At 69.9% G+C, this 15791-nt stretch carries 9 protein-coding genes; 3 read left to right on the top strand and 6 right to left on the bottom strand.

Annotated features, from left to right (window positions below; translation table 11 throughout):
* Positions 1 to 8 precede the first annotated feature (8 nt).
* Positions 9 to 947, top strand: a complete 939-nt coding sequence (locus ACOCEP_RS36445; protein WP_482334182.1) for a hypothetical protein — start codon at positions 9 to 11, stop codon at positions 945 to 947.
* On the opposite strand, the gene ACOCEP_RS36450 is transcribed toward ACOCEP_RS36445, so the two are convergent.
* Positions 915 to 4853, bottom strand: a complete 3939-nt coding sequence (locus ACOCEP_RS36450) for an alpha-(1->3)-arabinofuranosyltransferase (protein ID WP_482334183.1) — start codon at positions 4851 to 4853, stop codon at positions 915 to 917. The genes ACOCEP_RS36445 and ACOCEP_RS36450 overlap by 33 nt on opposite strands.
* 40 nt (positions 4854 to 4893) lie before the next feature.
* Here ACOCEP_RS36450 and ACOCEP_RS36455 point away from each other — a divergent pair, with 40 nt between their 5' ends.
* Positions 4894 to 5598, top strand: coding sequence for a class I SAM-dependent methyltransferase (locus ACOCEP_RS36455; protein ID WP_482334185.1), 705 nt, complete (start codon positions 4894 to 4896; stop codon positions 5596 to 5598).
* Here ACOCEP_RS36455 and ACOCEP_RS36460 read toward each other — a convergent pair.
* The 4 genes from ACOCEP_RS36460 to ACOCEP_RS36475 all read right to left on the bottom strand — a co-directional run bounded on the left by ACOCEP_RS36460 (position 5592) and on the right by ACOCEP_RS36475 (position 12140).
* Positions 5592 to 7337, bottom strand: a complete 1746-nt coding sequence (locus ACOCEP_RS36460) for a hypothetical protein (protein ID WP_482334186.1) — start codon at positions 7335 to 7337, stop codon at positions 5592 to 5594. The two genes, ACOCEP_RS36455 and ACOCEP_RS36460, sit on opposite strands and share 7 nt — an antisense overlap.
* 8 nt (positions 7338 to 7345) lie before the next feature.
* The gene (locus ACOCEP_RS36465; RefSeq protein WP_482334188.1) at positions 7346 to 8923 is read right to left on the bottom strand and encodes a substrate-binding and VWA domain-containing protein; all 1578 of its coding nucleotides are present in this window, start codon (positions 8921 to 8923) and stop codon (positions 7346 to 7348) included.
* A gap of 211 nt (positions 8924 to 9134) precedes the next feature.
* Entirely contained in the window at positions 9135 to 11249 is a 2115-nt protein-coding gene (locus tag ACOCEP_RS36470) for an EAL domain-containing protein (protein WP_482334189.1), read from the bottom strand.
* A 402-nt stretch (positions 11250 to 11651) separates the two neighbouring features.
* Positions 11652 to 12140 (bottom strand): hypothetical protein, encoded by a 489-nt coding sequence (locus ACOCEP_RS36475; RefSeq protein WP_482334191.1) that lies wholly within the window; start codon positions 12138 to 12140, stop codon positions 11652 to 11654.
* A gap of 123 nt (positions 12141 to 12263) precedes the next feature.
* Here ACOCEP_RS36475 and ACOCEP_RS36480 point away from each other — a divergent pair, with 123 nt between their 5' ends.
* Entirely contained in the window at positions 12264 to 14969 is a 2706-nt protein-coding gene (locus ACOCEP_RS36480; protein WP_482334193.1) for an AfsR/SARP family transcriptional regulator, read from the top strand.
* Here ACOCEP_RS36480 and ACOCEP_RS36485 read toward each other — a convergent pair.
* Complete coding sequence (locus ACOCEP_RS36485) at positions 14962 to 15771, bottom strand: alpha/beta fold hydrolase (RefSeq protein ID WP_482334195.1); 810 nt, start codon at positions 15769 to 15771, stop codon at positions 14962 to 14964. The two genes, ACOCEP_RS36480 and ACOCEP_RS36485, sit on opposite strands and share 8 nt — an antisense overlap.
* Between the last annotated feature and the right edge of the window lie 20 nt (positions 15772 to 15791).

Here is a 15791-nt window from a genome sequence, read left to right on the forward strand (position 1 = left end):
CTGCTCCAGTGCGTAGAGGAGACTGGGCGCGCCACCCCTTGATCGTCGACGGTCCGTCGGTGATCGCGGCGAAACAACTCGAGACCATCGGAGTGTCGCGGAGCACGATCTCGCGGCGCTGCCGGCCCGGCGGGACGTGGCGGATGCTCCTGCCCGGCGTCGTGCTGCTCCAGAACGGCGAGCCGACGGACGAGCAGAAGGTCCACGCCGCGCTCCTGCACTCCGGAACCGGCTCGATCCTGACCGGCGTGCGCGCTTTGGAGCGATACGGCCTACGCAACCTTCCTGCCACCGAGGACGTTCATGTTCTGATCCCGGCGGATCGCTCGGTCACGAACAGCGGCTTCGTCCGCGTCGAAAGGTCGCGACGCCTCCCGAAACCCAGACAACGGTCGGGCATCCCGACAGCTCCAGTGCCCCGGGCGGTGATCGACGCGGCGAGGAGGACATCGGACAAGGACACCGTCACGGCGATGATGGCCGAGTCCGTGCAGCGAGGTTTCTGTCTTCCGCGTGCTCTCTTCGCCGAGCTCGGCGAAATCCGAGCAGGCAAAGAACTCCTCAGCAGTGCACTGACCCCGATCCTCGGTGGTGCCCGGTCGGTCGCCGAAGCCGACGCCTGGCGTCTCTGGCAACGATCGGATCTTCCCGAGTGCCAATGGAACGTCAGGATCTTCGACGCGGACGGCACCTACATCGCGCAGCCGGATGGCTGGTGCGACGAACTGGGCTTCGCCTGGGAAATCGATTCCCTCGGGCACCACGCTGGTAGCGACGGCTTTCCCGGCACTCTCGCCCGCAACGCCCGCTATGCCGCGGCCGGGATCGTCGTGCTCCAGACACTGCCGTCGCGACTGCGTTCGGACCCCGGCAAGGTCGTCTCCGAGCTCCGCGCGGCGCTGGACAGCGCGCGCCTACGACCGCGGCCCGACGTCCGTCTCGGGTGACCGGCCGGCGAACCAAGGCACACAAGTCGCCACCATCGCCGCGGCCGCCAGCAGCAGCGAAGCCTGCGTCACCGGACCATAGGCCCACTCCTGCCCGTGCCCCAGCAGCCGCCCCACCACCGCGACGAGCGTTCCCACGACCATGCCGCCGAAAGCGAGGTACCGCGGCGCGCGTTCGCTGAACTGGCGGGCGAGCAGGACGGCGATCAGCAGCACGATCGGCAGCATTCCGCCCAGTACGGCCAGCAGTCCGATCAGCACCACCGGTACCACGCGCCCGGAGCCCGCCTCGACCGGAATTCGCCGCCGCCGGGCCGGCCACAGGGCGCCGACCAGCACCAGCAGGATCGCGACCGCCCCGATCACCAGGCCCGCCCGGTACTTCCAGTCCGGCGTGAACTCCAGCTGCACGACGCCACCGGAGCCCGCGGGCAGGATCCACGCCTGCTGCCAGCCGTCGACTCGCGTCTTCACCAGCGGAGTCCCGTTCAGCGAAGCGGTCCAGCCCGCGTTCGCGTTTTCCGGAACGGCCAGAATGGACTCGTCGCCCCCGCCCACGGTGACCGAGCGGGACGTCGCCTCCCAGGAGTCCACGGTGACGGCCCGGTGCCCGGCGACCCCGGAAGCCTGCCCGACAGGTTTCAGCCACAGGTCTTGGACCACAAAGGACTCGGACCGGTCGGTCCGCAGTTCGTGCCCGCCCGCCGCCAGCTCGACGCCGCCCGCCGAATCGGGGCACGCGGAGAGCTTCAGCGGCCGGTGCGCGACGAAGTCGGCGAGGGTGCCGCGCACGGACGTGTCGTAGTCGAGGCCGTCCAGGCGGACGTTCGGTCCCGAGCCGCAGGGCAGCGTGAATTCCGCCGCCGGCGCGGGAAGTTCGGCTCCGGTCAGGGACAGGCTCCCGATGCCCAGCGAGTTCCGCGTCCGCTGGTCGTCGTCGAGACCGGCGAACGCGATCTTCAGCTGCGAGGTCTCCAGGGGCGGGAACGTCGCCGAACCGGAGGCGTCCAGTTCGACGGAACGGCTCGACGTCGGTGTGGTCAGTTCCAACCGCGCGGGCGCCCCTGTGTCGGCGGCGACGCGGATCCCCGAGATCGTCTGGGGTTTCGTCCAGTCCAGGGTCAACGTCGGCCGCAGGTCGGTGACGTCGGGCAGCCAGGTGGTCGCGGGATTCCCGTCCACCGCGGCGAATCCGCTCGCCGACGGGTCCCCGCCCAGTTGCGAAGTCGCCGACACCCGCACGCCGGGCAAGGTCACCGGGAACTGTCCACCGCCGGCGGGCAGCACGGTACCGCCGAACTCGTAGGCACTCGGCGACGTCGTCGAGAACAGCCGGCGGATGCCGTCCGGTTCTTCACCGTCGCGGCCCGCGTTGGCATCGCACCGGACGCGCCCTCCGTCGGGCACGCACGCGTAACGCGGCTGCGCGCCCCGGGTGAACGCGAACCCCGGCGCCGCGCCAGGCCCGAGGTCGGCGGGCACTTCGAGCGCGCGTTGCGGATCGACGTCGGGGATCTTCAGCTCCGAGATCCCGACGTTGCCGTCCTGCCTGCCGACCACGAGCGACAGCAACGTGATCCGCACCTTGCGCGTCACTCCCGCGGGCGCCGGGTAGGTGTGCGCCCCCGCGCCCCGGACCACCTGGTGATCGACGGAACCGTTGTCCGTGGTGATGCGGATCCGGGTCGCCGGCCAGCCGACGCGGATGTCGTCGACCATCGCGAGATCGACCGAGTTCACCAGCCTCGGCGTAGCGAGCTCGACTTCGAGCCATTCCCCGATCGGGCCGGTGAAACTCGACGAATGCCAAGCGGTGCGCGGATCCCCGTCCAGCGCGGCGAACGGCTGGTGGCTCGGGTCCGAACCGCCGAACGCGTCCGCGAACGAAGCCGCCGTCGACGCGTCGACCGAACGGATCCCCCGGTAGGCGGCCACGGTCTGATGCTGCTCGCCGGGAAACGGCAGCACGTCCAGCGCCGCTCGTTGCTGTCGCGCGGATTCCGCGGCCGTCAGCGTCTGGCTCAGGTTGTCCCGCACGCCGCCGACGTTGCGCTCGGCGCGACGCAGCCCGTCGGTCACCAGCCTCGGCCCGGACGGCGAACCGCCGTCCCCGGTCAGCACCGTCGGCGTTCCGGGGTCGAGCTGCCCGGAGTTCATCAGTGGCAGCAGGTTCTCCGGACCGCCGCTCACCGTCGGCACGTCCTTCGCGGGCGTCGCCGTGACGAGCGGCACCGGCCGTTTCACCTCGAAGATCTCCAGCGGCCCGAACTGGGCCGACTTCTCGATCCCCGGCGACCCCGCCAGTCCGGCCCGCAGCGTCGTGAAGTCGGGCGCGCCGACCTTGGCGCGGTCGATGTCGCCGCGCAGCACCAAGAACCGGTAGCCCGATCGCGCGAGCAGCGCCGCGAGCCCTGGATCCCCTCTGCCGTCGGCCAACGCCGCGTCGATCGAATCCATCAGGCGGGTGTTGCCCTCCGAACCGAGCGGGACCTGATTGCGCACCGCCCACGGACTGTCCGCGATGGCCTGCGCCGGTTCGTCCACCGTGCGACCCCACTCGTACTCACCGAACCCGGTCGCCGGCAGCAGCAACGTGCGCGCCGTCGCGTCGGTCTTGGCGACATGCCCCATCGCGTCGTACCAATATCCCGGCACTTCGTCCCAGCCCGGCCCTGGCCGCAACGTCAGCAGCCACACCGGCGCGGCCATCGCCACCACCAGCAAGGCGCCCAGCGCGGGCCGCAGATTTCGGCGCAGCGCGGGCGCGGCGCTCGTGATGCCGTGCACGAACGCCAGCATCAACGGCAGCCGCAGCACCGGTTCGAATTTGTGCACGTTCCGCAGCGGCGCGAGCGGCCCGTCGAGCAGATGCCGCACCGGTTCCGCCAGCGGGCTGTCGAGCGTGCCGACATAGCCGACGGTCAGCAGCGTCAACCCGGTCAGGACACCGAGCACCAGGAAACGCCGTTCGGGCAGGCCGCTCCGCGCGAGGCCGAGCAGGCCCACCGCGGCCACCAGCCCGGTGGCCGTCATCAGCACGGGATTGTCGATCAGCGCCCAGCCCGACGGCCACCACGGTGTGCCCTGCACGACGTAGGCGACCCACTGGTTCGTGCCGCGCAGCACCTCGAACAGCGACATCGGCGCCGTGGTGTTGGTCGCGGATTCGATGTAGTCGAGGAACGGCAGGCTGTACTGGCCGAGCAGTACCAGCGGCAGGAACCACCACAGCACCACGCCGACGACGAAGACGAACCACCAGATGACCAGCGCGACGTGCGTGCTCCGCCATTTCCGGGTCAGCAGCCACAATCCCGGGAGCACGAGCGCCATCACGACCATCGCGCCGTTGATCCCGCCCATGCACAGCACGGCGAGCGCGGACAATCCGGCGGCCCGGCGCGGCGAACCGAGGCGATCGGCGAGGATCAGCGGCAACAGCACCCACGGCAGCAGGACGGCGGGCAGCATCTCCGAGGACAGCGAACCGATTTCGGTGACCATCCTCGGCGCGAGGGCGTAACCGACTGCTCCGATCAGCCGAGTCCGTTCGTTCCCTATTTTCAGCGCGCGGGCCACCAGCAGGGCGCCACCGAAGGCGACCGAGAGCAGGATCGCGCACCACAACCGCTGTGCGATCCACACCGGGACGCCGACCGCCTGGCACAGGGCGAAGAACGGCCCCATCGGGAACAGGTAGCCGTATGCCTGGTTCTGCAGCTCCCCCGCCGTCGCCTGGGGATTCCACAGATGCAACGCCCTGCCGAGGAAGGCGAGCGGATCCACGGCGAGATCGAGTTTCGTGTCGAACGTCGTCCTGCCGGGACGCTGCACAAAGGACAGCACGGTGAGCGCCAGCACGATCCACGTGCTCGGCCGTTTCGCGAGCGCCCCGGGGGTTACCATCCGGTAGATACTAGGCGGAAACGCGGCTACCATGCGCCCTATGACAGACGGTTTCGAAGATGCGTGGTCGCTCGCCGAACCCGTCAAGGGCTGGATGACGCGGGAGCAGGGCCTGGCCTTGTGGAACGCGGCGTGCCGCTTGGACAAGGGCGACCTCATCGTCGAAATCGGCAGCCACCAGGGCCGTTCGACGATCGTGCTCGCGAGCGCCGCCCGCACGGTCGGCGCTCGGGTGGTCGCCGTCGACCCGTTCGTCGACGGCCGTTTGTTCGGCGGATCGCCGACACGCCAACGCTTCGAGGCGAACTTGCGGAACGCGGGCGTCGAGGACGTCGTGGAGCTCGTGGCGGAGTACAGCACGAAACTCCGCCCGAGCTGGGATCGTCCCATCCAGCTGCTCTACATCGACGGCAAACACGACTACTGGACCTACACCGACGACCTGCGCTGGTCGGCCGACCTGGCCGACGGTAGGGAAATCCTGGTCCACGACTGTTTTTCGTCGATCGGCGTCACCCTCGGCACGATCGCGAAAGTCCTCTTCGGACGGCGCTACACCTATCTCGACCGCGCGACGTCGCTGGCCCGGTTCCGGCTTTCCCCACCGTCGGTCAAGGACAGACTGCGCGTGCTCGCCCAGATGCCGTGGTTCCTGCGCAACGTCGGGATCAAGATCCTGCTGCGGCTCCGCCTGGCGCCCGTCGCGAGAGTCTTCGGCCACGACAGCCCGTACGACCCCTACTGAGTGAGCGGCTTGCCGACGTCGATCTTCGCGAGACAGACCGGAGCCCCCTTGGCGGACAACTGGAAGCCGATCTTGTCGAAAAGTCCCTCGATAGGCAGGTACATCGTGTGCAGCCCGGGCTGGAACCACACCGGCACACGGGCGCCGTCGCGGTCCACGAACCCTTCGCCGCCGTCCGAGGTGAAGTAGTCGATCCGCAGCAGATAGCGGCCGAGAACGGGCGTGTCCAACGGAACGCGGACCAGGTGCTCGCCAACGGCGTACCCGCAGCCCGCCACCGGGCCGGGCACGCCGCGGGAAACCGGCTCCACCCCGGTGATCGTCCGCGCGGTGCCCGAATCGTCCAAAAGGGACATCCGGCTCGCCGGCCGGTCGAACTGGAAACCCGGGATCAGGCCCACCACCCTCGACGTGCGGGCGTTTTCGCCGAACCAGCCGTGCAGGACGTCGTTCGGCACCGCCGTGTCGAACAGGACGAGGTCGGGATCCCGATCGATCGAGGCCCGCGCGTTGGCGAGGAATTCCCGGGAGTGGTCGAACCTCAGCCCGGGCGCCAGCCGGGAGAATCCGACGGCGGAACTCGCGAGCAGGGCAAGGCACAACGCGAGAGCGACCGGGCGTTTCGCCGTCGACGCGACGGTATCCGAAGGCCGGTCGAAAGGTTTGGGCTCCAGGAAGGCGAAAGCGAGACACAGCGCGGCGACGAGCGCCAGATCCGCGACGTAGCGGGGATCGCTGCCCAGTTCCGGGCCGACCTCGGTCAGCCGGGTGGCCGCCGAAAGCCCGACGTCCGCCAGGAACACCAGCCCCAGCAGCAGCCACGCCTTCCTCGCCCGGAGCCCGCCCACGCGGATCCCGGCGATCAGGACCGCGACGGCCAGGAGCAGCAGCGGGATCCGCACCGCCACGGGTGAAGCGGCGAACGTCGCACCGGGCCCCGGGCCCGACCAAGGCCCGCCCACGAGTCCGGGGATCAGGGTGTCGCCGAGCATCCGGGCGGTCATGTCCGCGACCGTGCCGACGGTGACCGCGCCACCGCCCTGGCCGACCTGACTCGTGGTCAACACCGAGAAAACGACGGCGTAGCCCGCCAGGACGGCGGCGAGGACGCCCATCAGCACGAGGTGCCGGCGCAAGGAAATCCCGAGCAGCACGGTGATCCCGGCGATCAGCACCGGGATGAACACGGCCTTCTCGTAGAAGGCCAGCCCGAACACGGTCCAGGCCACGGTGGCGATCGCCCAGCGTCCGCCGTCGGCCAGATACCGCACGTGCGCGTGGAGAGCGGCGGTGGCGGCCAGCAGCACGGGCGCGATCTGGATCGCGTACGCCCACCACAAGGTCGGGACGAGCAGCAAGGTCGACGTCGTGAACATCGTGAACGGGACGAGAATCCCCCACCGGCGCCCGAAACAGCGCACCAGCACCGCCCACAGCAGCGCGGCGGACACCGCCTGCATCACCAGGACCGGCGCCATCAGCACGGCGAAGTTCAGCGGCGCCCACGCGGTCAGCACGTCGGCGAGCAGGAATCCGCCCGGCGCGAGATGGCCGTGGTAGTCCTGGAAGAAGTAGCCGAAGTCGAACGGGCCCGCCTTCGCGGCGTGGTAGGTGATGACGAAATCGTCCTGTGCGAGGCTGCCGCGCAGCGCGGCCCACGCATGCAGGACGAACGGGACCACGCCGGCGACGACCGCGGTGAGCGTGACCGGCGAAGGTCTTTTCCCCCGGAGGAGCACGGATCGCCTCAATTCTTGCAGGTCGGCGGCTGGCACATGATCTTGCTCAGCGCCTGGTAGAAGACGTCCGAGATCTTCCTCGGATCGGGGGTGGTGAACGAATCCCCGCCGGTGGCGGTGGAAACCTGCCGCAGTTCGGACGCGTCGATATCCGGCCCGATGCCGATCCCGATGACGGGCAGCGGTTTCCTCGGGTCCTGGAGTTTTCCCAGTTCCTCCAGCAGTCGCGGCAGCCCGATCGTCTCGCCGTCCTCGTTGCGCCCGTCGGTGAGGACGACGACCAGGTTGATCCGGCCGGGTTTCCAGTTCTGCCTGGCGTTCTGGTAGGCGGCGAGGATCGAATCGTAGAGCCCGGTCGCGCCGCCGGCTTTCGGCCGCACGGCCTGAAGCCGCTCGACGCCGCCCGACGACTTCTGCTCGGCGATCGTCTTCATCGGCAACAGGACCTGATGGTCCTTGTCACCGTCCAATTTGGTCGAGAAGAGCCACAAGCCCAGCTCGGTGGAGGGTTTGAACAATCCGAGGCCTTGCGTCGCGGCCTGCAGGGTGAGCTCCATCCGGCTCTTCCCCGTCCCCGGCACGGCGGCGGCCATCGAACCGGAGACGTCGAGCAGCACCTGGACCCGGGCGCTCAGGTTCGTCCCCGCCCAGGCCTGCAGCGCGGCATACAGATCCGTCACCGGCGGCGGCCCCGGCGGACGCGGCGCCGGGTCGGTCCGGTTGTCCTGCGCCCGTGGCACGGCGAAGTGACCGGTGGGCGACCGGAATCCCTCGTCGGCGAAGATACTGCCGGCGAGCGGGTCGAGCAGCAGCCGGAGAAAACGCTCCGCCGCGGTCCTCGTCGCTTCGGAGGCCTTGGGCAGCACGACATACGGGTAGTCGAACCCCTGCACCGGGACACCGGGATACACGGCCACGAGATTCCGCGCGAGTACCGACTGTTCGGTCGCCGGGGCCTGCCCTGACGCGGGGTTCAGTTTTCGCAGGGCGGCGGTGAAGGCGGCTGCCGGATCGGGCTCCTTCTCGGTCAGCTTCCGCAGGGCGAGCAGCATGCCGACGCCGCGCGGATCACGCGCCGGGTCCGGGATCCCGACCTGGGAGCCGTCGAGGATCTCCTGCCACGAGGGCGCTTTCCCCGGCCAGCCGAACCGCCGCGCGGTTTCGTCGGGAAGTCCCAGTACCACCGGGGAATTCGCCACCGACTGACCGGATTCCGGCAGGTTCCACGCGCCGGCGTCCCTGGCCTGGGACAACATCGTGCTCGACTCGGGAACCCAGACGTCGGGCCCGCCGGAGGCGGTGGTCCCGAGAAGATCGGCGACCTCGGCCGATTCCTTCGGGGTCACGTTGACGCTGAAGCATTCTTCCTGCGGCACGGTCTTCGCGAGCCGCGTGAGCACCGGTGCCACGTTGGGCGCCGCGGTGATCTCGACCGGCGTCAGCGCGTCACAACCGTTACCCGCCAAGCGGGCCCGCAGATAGTCCACACCCCACCAGGCGCCGAGCGCGATCACCAGCAACAGGCTCAAGACGACGACGGGCGCGGTGAAACGCCCGCCACGCCTCGGGCCTACCTGCATGTGCATGCCTCCGAGGTGCGGGGTGAGGACCTGGGATGTTGCCCAATCCGCCCGCGAACGTCAACCCTCGGGTAACTTGGCGCGCCTCACTGCGGCAAACGGCCTAACCGAACGCGTGACTCGCGTGATTGAAGGCGTAACTCGCGTGATCAGAGGCGTAAGTCGTGAGTTACGCCTTCAATCACGCGAGTTACGCCTCTGATCACGCGAGTTCGGCCTAACCGAAATACCGTCCGGCGCCGATGTGGGCCCCGGCGCTCTGCCACCAGCCCGCGTCACCGGTCGAATCGATCCCGTCCGCGATCACCGTCGCGCCCGCCATGGTCGCGGTGTCGATGAGGTTCCGCAGCGAGCGTTCCGCCAACGGTTCCGTCCGCCGCTCCGCCAGCCGGGGCGCGATCCGGACCGTCCGCACGGGCACGTCGACGAGGCAGACGACGTCACCGGCCGCGCCGAAGTCCTGCAGTTCCGCGTCCACGCCGATCTCGGCGAGGAGATGCAGGTTGTCGACCGTTTCGCCGAGTTCGGCGAGCACGGTGCCGGCGGGGAAGCCCAGCCGCAGCCGTGACGGCCCGATCCCGGTCGCGGTCAGGATGCTCCGCACCGATCCGACGAGATCCGGATCCGCGGCCTGGTGCGGAGTCAGTCCCACGACCATCGGGAGCCGGTCGTCCGCCTCCTCGCAAGCGGTGCGGATGAGCCATTCGCCCAGCGGCACGATGAGCCCGGTCTCGTCGGCGAAGCGGACGCAGGTGTCGTGACCGATCCGGCCGTGGCGCGGGTGGTTCCACGCGAGCCTCGCCTCGATACCCGCCGGCCTGCTGTCCGCCAGCCACGTCAACGGCCGGAAGCTCACCTCGAGCTGGCCGGTCTCCCAGGCGCCCGCCATGGACACGGCCAGGCCGAACTCGTGCCGTTCCCTGGTGTCGAGCACGGAGTCGGACAGCGCCCACTGGCGGTAGCCGTTGGCCTGCGCCCGGCGCAGCGTCATCCCGGAAACGCGCAGCAGTTCGTTGGGCGCGATGTCCCTCGGTGGCCGGTGCACGACCCCGATACAGGCCGAAACCGCGACCCCGCTCCCGCTGTCGAGGTAGACCGGTTCGGAGAGCTCGTGGTTGATCATGCCGATGACGGTGGCGACGTCCGGGCTGGCCGCGGTGTTCTGGATGAGGATGCCGAATTCGTCGCCACCGATCCTGGCGACGAGCGCGTCCTCGCCGCCGACCACGGCCCGCAGCTTCGCGGCGACGTTCTTCAGCAGGTCGTCGCTCTGTTTCTGGCCGAGCCCGCCCGCGATGAGGGAGAAACCGTCCAGGTCGAGGTGGTAGACCGTGACGCCGAAGGACGGGTCGGCGTGCCGCAACGCTCGTTCCAGGCGGGTGCCGAAACATTGCCGGTTCGGCAGGCCGGTCAGCGGGTCGTGCAGGGCCTGGCGGCTCAGCTGCCGCTGCAGCAACGAGACGTCCGTGTCGCCGGCGACCAGGGTGATCAGCTGCTGGGCTTCGCCGGACGGGTCGCGGATGACGGCGCCGGTGAAACCGGCCCACGTCGGTTCCTCGTCCTCGGCCACGAGTCTTCGCGACAGCTCGAGCCGCTGGCTCTCGCCATCGAGCAGCTTCCGGTAGCCCTCGCGCAGTCCGTCGGCGTCGTCCGGATGCACGAGGTCGTAGAGGTTGAGCCCGGCCAGGTCCGCGACGGGCCGGTTCAGCATTTCGGCGAACGCGGGGTTCACCCGCTGGACGCGGCCGTCGACCCTGGTGACGGCCACGCCGGTGGCCGAACCGGTGAAGAGCTGTTCGAACCGTGCCTGGGTCAGCACCAGCTCACGCCGGGTCTCGCGTTCGAGCGTGACCAGTGTGCGGCTCAGATCCTCTTGCTGTGTCTGGATGCTCTCGCGCAACGCCTCGCCGTAACCTGCCGCGAGCGCGCCGAGCACCTGCAACACCCGTTCGGGGAGCGACTTCACGCCGCGCAGCTCCGGCTCGTGCAGGAGCCCCTTGCCGAGCACGTCCATCGTGCGGCGGAGGCTGTCCGGGCCGACGCATCTGAGCGCGACCAGCCGCGCGCCGGCTTCGGCAGCCTGCGCGGGCTCGGCGTCTTCGCTTCGCACCGCCGCGAAGACCTCGTCCAGCAGAGCGGCGAAATGCTCTTCGATCTGGGCGTTGGTATACGGAAGATACGCCGTACCGGTGACCAGGTAGGCCCATTTGCGGGCCAGCGTGGCGCGGCTCGGCGCGATGTTCTTCCGCTTCGGGGCTGCGGAGGATGAAGTTCTCTTCGGGGCGTCCGGCGATACGGGGAACTCATCGCCGTCCGGAAGTGGGGCAGTCACGTCCGCCGGTCCTGGGGTCGCTGTCGTATTCCGTGGTGGAGAAACATCTTCCACGATTCTCTAACCGTACTCACGGTTTACCGATCATCCAATCGGGTGGTCACCCTACGGTACTGCAACTCCCTCCCCCACCGCCGAACGCGGGTGACGTCCCGATATTCGGGCGCGTCGCGATAGAAAACCGTCGAATGTCCGGCACCGAACAGAACATAAGACCGGGGCCGGTATTTTCCGTCACGGAGAATAGCCCGTCCATTCGCACAGGCCCCTCTCCGGAATCGGGAACGCTCGGAAGGAGCACGAACTCTACACGTGGTGATCGATCGCTCGCCGCCAGCCCGGTCCCGGCCCTCGTGAGTGGTGACGACCCCCTCGGAACCGTCATCACCACTCACGACCCCCTCAGGGGAGCACGTCGGTCACCGTGTCCTTGATGACCTGCCACTTGCCGTGCTCACGAACCAGGGTCAGGCTGATCGTGTAGTGCCGGTCGATGTTCTGCGACGGCACCTTGTAGTAGGCGTCGAGGATCGCGAAACCCATCTTGCAGTCCTCGACGACGGTGTGCGTCACCGTCCACGGCATGCTGTACTCGTACGGCACCTTGAACTGCTCGTTGACCACCGGGTCGACGTTGGCGTCGTAACCGATGAACAGCTGGCCCCGGCGCCCGACGGTCACCATGTCCCGGTGGATGATCGCCCGGTAGCGGGCCTCGTCGCGTTTGTTGAAGCTGTCCATGTCCTCGAAGACCGCGCGGTCGAACGCGCGCCGGCAGGTCTGCCGCTCCGTCTCCGCCCGCTGGTCACTGGCCGCCGCCGCGGCGGGCACGGCGATTCCCGCCGCCGCCACGACCAGCCCGGCCAACGCCGCGTAGTACCGCTTGCGCATGGGATTCTCCTCGTCACGTCCCGTATTCCGTCCTCAGCAGGTTCGCCGGACGGCGCATCACAGCTGCATCACTTCCGCACCGGCACGGAGGAGGGGGCGGCTAACCTCGCGGGAGGGGGTGCGATGGAGTTTCGGATTCTGGGTCCGGTGCAATGCCGCAGCGGCGCGCGGGCGCTGAAACTGGCGGGCGCACGGCAGGAACGGATCCTGGCCGCGCTGCTGCTCGGCGCCGATCGCGTCGTCTCGGTCTCACGGCTGGTGGACGTCGTCTGGGACGAGGACCCGCCCGCCACCGCCACCCGGCAGATCCGCAACCTCACCACCGCGCTGAAACGCGCACTCGTCGCCGAGGGCGCCGCCGATGACGTCCTGACCGCCGAGGGTCCGGGCTTCGTCCTGCGCCCGCGCACCTTCGATCTGCGCACGTTCGAAGAGCACGTCTCGCGAGGCGAGTTACGGGAAGCACTCGCGTGCTGGCACGGCCCCGCCCTGTCCGGTGTGGACAGTACGGCGCTGCGCGGCGAGGCCGAAGAGCTCGACGAGCGCCGTCTGTCCATTGTGGAGCGCTGCCTCGACGAGGAGATCTCGGCCGGGGAGGACACCGTCGCGGAACTGACGGCGCTGGTCGCCGAACACCCGCTCCGGGAGCCGTTCGCCGGGCTGCTCATGCGCGCGCTGCACCAGCAGGGCAGGCAGGCCGGCGCGCTCAACGTCTACCGGCAGGCACGGACCCGGCTGGTGGAGGAACTCGGGATCGACCCCGGGCCGAAACTCCGCGAACTCTACGAGCGGATCCTCCGCGACGAGCCCGAATACGGCAAGACACGGTGCTTCCTCCCTTACGACGTCCCGGATTTCACCGGCAGGGAAGCCGAGATCGGCCGTCTGCTCGACGCCCTCCGCCTCGGCCGTCCGGTGGCCGTCGACGGGATGGCCGGGGTCGGCAAGACCGCGCTCGCCGTCCACGTCGCGCACCGGCTCGCCGCCGACTTCCCCGACGGGCAGCTGTTCGTGGATCTGCACGGGCATTCCCCCGCCCGTGAACCGCTCTCACCCGAGGCCGCGCTCGAAGCCCTGCTCGGCCAGCTCGACGTCCCCGCGAGCAGGCTTCCCGGCGGCGTGGACCGCCGGGCGGAGCTTTGGCGCGCCAAGACGGCGGGCCGGTCGCTGCTCGTGGTGCTCGACAACGCCGCTAGCGCCGAACAGCTGAGGCCGTTGGTGCCGGGTTCCGCCACGGTCGCGCTCGTGGTCACCGGCAGGCGTCGCCTCGCCGCCGTGGACGGGGCCGCGCCGATCAGCCTCGAAGTCCTGCCTGACGAACAGGCGGGTGCCCTGTTCGCGGCCGCGTCCGGCCGGCCGGATTCGGGCGTGGCCGCGTTGTGCGGAAACCTGCCGCTGGCAATCCGGATCGCCGCGGCACGGCTCCAGCATCGTCCACAGTGGACCGCGACGACCCTGGCCGAACGGCTGGGTTCCGAACACGACAGGCTGGCCGAGCTGAAGGTCGCCGGGCGCGACGTGGCCGCGGCCTTCGCACTGTCCTATCGGGAGCTCGACACCGCGCAGCGGCGCATGTTCCGTTTGCTGGGAAGGAATCCCGGCACCGACATCGGGGTACCCGCGGCGGCCGCGCTGGCCGGCACCGGCGAACCCGAGGCCGAACGGCTGCTGGAGGACCTGCTCGACGCGCATCTGCTCAGGCAGCCCGCGCTGGGCCGCTACGCGTTCCACGACCTGATCGCCGAGCACTCCCGCGGTGTCGCGCGCGACGAGGAATCGGGTCCGGCGCTCGCCAGACTGCTCGATCACTACCGCGACGGCGGCGGCCCCGGCTGGTACCGCGGGGAACGGGCGAACCTGGTGGCGGTGACACGCCACGCGCTCGACGCCGGTCTCGACGAGTACGCCTGGCGGATCGCCGAGGACACCACGGAACACCTCCGGGAGAACGGGTATCTCGACGAGCTGCTCGCCGTCGCGCGGGCCGGGCTCGCCGCCGCCCGCCGGATCGGTGATCCGCACGCGATCCAGCTGAGCCTGGCGAGCCTGACCCTGGCGTTCTGGGAGAACGGGCGGCTCACCGAGGGGATGGACTGCGCCATGGAGCGGCTCGACGTGGTCCGGCGATCCGGCGATCGCGCGGCCGAAGCGATCGCGCTGTCCCGGGCGGGCGCCCTGCACAGCATGCTCGGCCGCTACGCCGAGGCGATCGGGTTCTACCGTGATGGCCTGGCCGTCCCGGACGGCGGCACCGACGCCGCCGCGACGCTGTGGACCAACCTCAGCAACACGCAGGAGGTCCTCGGCGACCTGGACGGCGCGCTCGAATCGGCACGGCGGTCGTTGGCGCTGCGCGAGGACGACCGCGGCACGATCCTGAGCTCGGCCCAGCTCGGTCTCGTGCTGGCCCGGCTCGGGCATTTCGAGGAAGCCTTCGAGACCATCGGAGGTTCCCTCGCCGCCTCGCGCGACTTCGGCTACCTGTTCGGCGAGGCGTGGAGCCGGATCGACCTCGCCGACGCCCTGCTGCTCGCCCACCGGCCGGGCGACGCGCGCGAGCAGGCCGAACACGCGTGCGCGATCCTCACCCGGCTCAATCATCCGCTGCTGCTGGCCATGGCGGCGAACAGCCTGGGCACCGCCTGCCTCGCGCTCGGCGACACGGCGGCGGGCCTCGGACGGCACCGGCTCGCGCTGGAGACGGCGAGGCGGATCGGTTACCGGCTGCAGGAAGCCCGGGCGCTGGCCGGGCTGGGACAGACCCGCGCCGCTCGCGAGCACTACGCGGCGATGGGCCTGTCCCTCGAACCGCTGAAGGTCGTCACCTGAGAAACCCGGTGAGCAGGTCGCGCAAGGTGTCCGGCCGGCGGAGCACGCCGTGGTCCTGCCCCTCGACGGTGGCGTAACGGGCGCCGGGGACCGTGTCGGCGACCGCGCGAGTACCCGCACGCATCCAGGCGTCGCTCTCGCCGCCGTCGATGACGAGCGTGGGGACCGCGATCTTGGCCAGCCGCTCCGCGGGCAGCACGTTGCCGGGTCCGCAGAGCGCGAGGTCGTAGGGCAGTGTGTGGGCGAGTCCGGTGAACCACGCCCAGAACGCGTCGTCCCGCATGCCCTTCACGACCTCGGCCGGCGTGGCCGTCCCTTCGACCAGGAACAGCTCGACCGCGCTGTCGCGGTCGCCGTCGGCGATCGAGGCCCGGACGCGATCGAAGAGGTCGGCCGCGGGCCGCGTGCGGCTTTCGTCGACGACATACGGCGGCTCGTACACGGCGAGGCGGGTCATGGCGACGCCTCTGGCCGCCGCCTCCAGCCCCAGCACCGCACCCGACGAATGCCCGAACACCGCCGCCGCACCGCCCACGTGCTCGACCAGCGCGGCGAGGTCCTCGACCTCGCGCTCCACCGAATAGACCGCGCCCGCGTCGCTGTCACCCCGCCCGCGCCGGTCGTAGGCGATCGTGGTGAAGTGCGGAGCCAGCGTCGAGGCGAGGCCGGCGACGGTCGTCCGGTCGTTGAACGCTCCGCCGATCAGGATCACCGGCGCGCCCTCCCCGGCGCGTTCGAAGGCGATCGAGGTGCCGTCGGCCGAGGTCACGGTCTCGAACGAGGTGGTCATCAGGTCCTCCATGGGGTCACTCGCACTTTAGC

The organism is Amycolatopsis sp. CA-211722 (genome assembly GCF_056828465.1).